At 65.8% G+C, this 609-nt stretch carries 1 pseudogene; it reads right to left on the reverse strand.

The annotated features are described in order from the left end of the window. Positions 1–288: pseudogene (locus AC1DWF_RS36205) on the reverse strand (hypothetical protein); the annotation flags it as partial. Positions 289–609 lie beyond the last annotated feature (321 nt).

Genomic DNA, 609 nt, shown 5'->3' on the forward strand with positions numbered 1-609 from the left:
GGGTACGTAGAGCCCTTCGATCGAGGTGCTGAAGAACCCGGCCTCCAGGCCGGACTGGATGCGACCGGCGACGGGGATTTGCACCGAGCGCCCGAGCGTGCCCTGGTAGTAGTGCGTCTGAGCGCCCCAGTAGAGGCCGGGCTCAGGCGGCACGATGCCGGCCCCGGGCGCCGCATTGGCGCCGATGATGTAGTGGCCGGCCGCGGCCTCCGTGGCGCGGGCCGGATCGGACCTTTCGGCGGCGGCCAGCGCCATCGCGGCGAGAAGGGTCAGATGGCAGGCGCGCATGCGGTGCTACTTCGGACAGCCCGCCGGTAGGCTAGCGCCCGTTCCGCTCTGCCCTATCGGGCAAATCCCTGRGATTGATCGCTGCGATCCCAGGGGCTCCCCCGAGGGAAACAGGCCGCCGGAATGAGGGCGCGCGGCCTCGCGGGTCTCTCGGATGGACCCACGCCTAACCCTACGCTGCGGGGCATTTACTAATTTATTTTAATGTTAGATCATCTAATCAATGCGTAGGGTTGTTTTCTAGAAAGACGGGGAAACACCATGCTTCCAGCCGCTTCCCCTAAGGTCCTCCCGGAGGCGTCCTGGGGGGCCTATCGGTTG

The sequence above is a fragment of the Aminobacter sp. P4_D5 genome (assembly GCF_056401815.1).